The following is a 2,521-nucleotide window of genomic DNA, read 5'->3' as shown; positions in this document are numbered from 1 at the left end:
TAAATAAACCCTTTTTTATCCGGGGATTCTTCGGCCCGTTTAAACCAAAGATAGGCCTGATTGATATTCCCCTGTTCCCGGTAGAGCCTCCCCAGGTGATAGGCCAGATCAAAGTCGGCGCCGTATCTTTGGGCCAGGGCTTCCCAGATATTGATCGCTTCTTCATTCCTCCCCTGACGAGCCAGGGCAAATCCCAGATTGAATGAAGCCATAAAATCATCCTTCGATACGGCCAGGACGCGATGAAAGGATTCAACCGCCTGTTCCAATTGCCCTTGATCGGCATAACAAACCCCGAGGCTGTTCAAGGCATTAATATTATTTGGATCGAGAATTAAGGCTTTCTCATATTCCCGGACAGCCTCTGGGAGGTCTCCATGATTGTAAAGTTTGTCCCCGCTGATGTTAAGGCTGATGGAATCAAAGGCGATCAAAGAACCCGGGCCAAGGAAGGCCAGATGGTCCAGGGCCTTTATTGTGTTTTCAAGAATCTCCCCTTTATGAAAGGGAGGATAAGGATAATCGGCCAGGGCAAAAGAAAGGGATAGATTAAGGGTTTGTTTGAGTTGTTCCATTAAATTTCCGGCCCACAAGCCAACCTCTTCCTTATCCATTTCCGGGATAAAAAGGATAAATCCATCGCGCCCATAAGGACCCAGCACCCCGCCGGCCGGTAGTCTTTCTTCCAGGCCAAGGTTCATTTCTTTTTGGATTTCTACCAGGCTCCTTTCCCCCCAGAGCTTTAAACGGTTGGCATAATCATCCATCCGTCCGATGAGCAGAGAAAATTTTTCAGTGACTTTCAAGGCCTCTCGAAGTTTCTGCTGGAACATTTGAAAAGAACGAAGAGGGACGTTGGATAGAGAAGTTCCTTCTTTCAGGTCCCCCATTTTTTTACTGTCGGGAGAGGCTAGACGTACCCAGTCATTTTTTTGAATGCTCAGTCCTGATTCCCGGAGATAAATGACTTCGGCGATACAAAGGTCCTCCTGGATCTCGAGCGGAATAGCCAATCCTTTCTCCTGTTCCGGATCGCCGTCTTCCAGAATAGAAAATCGCATAAAAGGGCTGACCCCGGCTTTTTGTCCCAGGTTAATTACAATCCGATGACTGGGAAGCAGGTCCATGACCCTGCCGGCTTTAACAAGAATTTCATCAAAACCCAGGGCGGTATTTTCCCCCAGGTATTGGGCCGAATTAAGGGCGGTCCAGGACTGTTCCCACCACAGGGTCATCCGATAATACTGGGAAGGGTTTCCTTGAAAGGTTTCCTGGGCCCGGGGATTGAATCCGGCCCATCCCAAATGATAAATAAACCTTGATTTCATTCCCGGGGTAATTTGAAAAATGGGAAACGAAGGATGCCTTCCTTCTTCCAGGGAAGGGACAACAAAACCCAGGATCAGAGGGTGGTGATGAATCGTGGCCAGGATCGTCCCCCTGGGAAAGGCGCCGGAAATTTCTTTAGTCCAGACCCGTGACTCCGTTCCCAGGGAAGGGGAGAAAGAACCCATGGGGGGATGTTTTGGTTTAAGAGAAAGAAACCCAAGAATCAAGGCCGGCGAAGGCTGCCCCTTTGCCAGACTCAATTTTTCCGGTTTTCGGTCTTCCTTTTTTTGGGTGAATTCCTTTAAAACCCGAATCAGGGATTTCCGGAAAGCCCCTTCGTGATAGAGGCCGGTAACAGGGTCCAACTGAACCTGCTTTTTTAAGGCCGTCATTTCCAGGGCGATGTAGGACAACCGCTCTAACAGCGTCCTTTCTTCGGCTTCAGGAATCTGAGGAAGTCCGAAAAGTACCAGGAATCCTATCGTTGTGCCATGAAAGACCAAAGGCCAAAAAAGTCTCTTTCGCTCCGGGTCATAGTACATTTCCTTTTGGGAGACCCAGTTGCTGCCTACGAATTCTTCCAGGTTCCCGCCTTCCCTCCAGGTCAGGGCCGATTGGGGACGTTCGGGAAAATAAAAATTGAGCGAATGGAAAGAAAAGAGACCCTGGAAAATTTTAGAAAACAGGGGACGGGAAGCCAACAGATCTTCCGGAGAGATATCCGGGGTGGTGGAAAAAGGCATGAGGGCATATCCTTTGTTGCTAAAAAATTATTTTTGAGAAAGATATACGGATGCCTGAATTTTGTCAACAAACAGTTCCTGAGACGATTTGCATCTTGACAGAAAAGGTGGCTATATTATATAGTTAAGGGATTCGGCCCATAACTTTTGGAGGTTAAATATGAATATTTATGTCCGGGCCATGCGCCTGCCCTTCCTGACCGGTTCTTTGATTCCAGTCCTTTTGGCCGCCGGTCAGGCCTATCATCACGGGTTTTTCCGGGGCCTCGAATTCATCTTGATAATGATAGGCGTAGGGTCCCTTCATCTGGCCGCTAACCTGGTCAATGATTATTTCGATGCCCGGGGCAGCGATGTGCTCAACCTGCATCCCACTCCGTTCAGCGGTGGAAGCCGGGTTATTCAGGAGGCTAACTTAAGCCCCCGCAGGGTATTTATCCTGGCCGTTT

Annotated in this window: 3 protein-coding genes; 2 read left to right on the top strand and 1 reads right to left on the bottom strand. The window is 48.8% G+C overall.

Features of this window, described 5'->3' with window-relative positions:
* The coding region (locus ACYC56_RS15230) for a tetratricopeptide repeat protein (RefSeq protein ID WP_461375021.1) at positions 1–1,832 on the bottom strand (1,832 nt) is incomplete at its 3' end.
* Here ACYC56_RS15230 and ACYC56_RS15225 point away from each other — a divergent pair.
* The gene (locus ACYC56_RS15225; RefSeq protein ID WP_461375020.1) at positions 1,821–2,171 is read left to right on the top strand and encodes a hypothetical protein; all 351 of its coding nucleotides are present in this window, start codon (positions 1,821–1,823) and stop codon (positions 2,169–2,171) included. The genes ACYC56_RS15230 and ACYC56_RS15225 overlap by 12 nt on opposite strands.
* A 61-nt stretch (positions 2,172–2,232) precedes the next feature.
* On the top strand, positions 2,233–2,521 hold a 289-nt coding region (locus ACYC56_RS15220), incomplete at its 3' end, for a prenyltransferase (RefSeq protein WP_461375019.1).

The sequence above is a fragment of the Candidatus Aquicultor sp. genome (assembly GCF_054640775.1).
Note: the sequence above shows the minus strand (reverse complement) of the source record. Positions and strands in the feature narration are given on the sequence as shown.

What these genes read in the sequence shown, in the direction of transcription:
- ACYC56_RS15225 (WP_461375020.1), top strand. Translation starts at nt 1,821, where the DNA reads ATGAAAGACCAAAGGCCAAAAAAGTCTCTTTCGCTCCGGGTCATAGTA.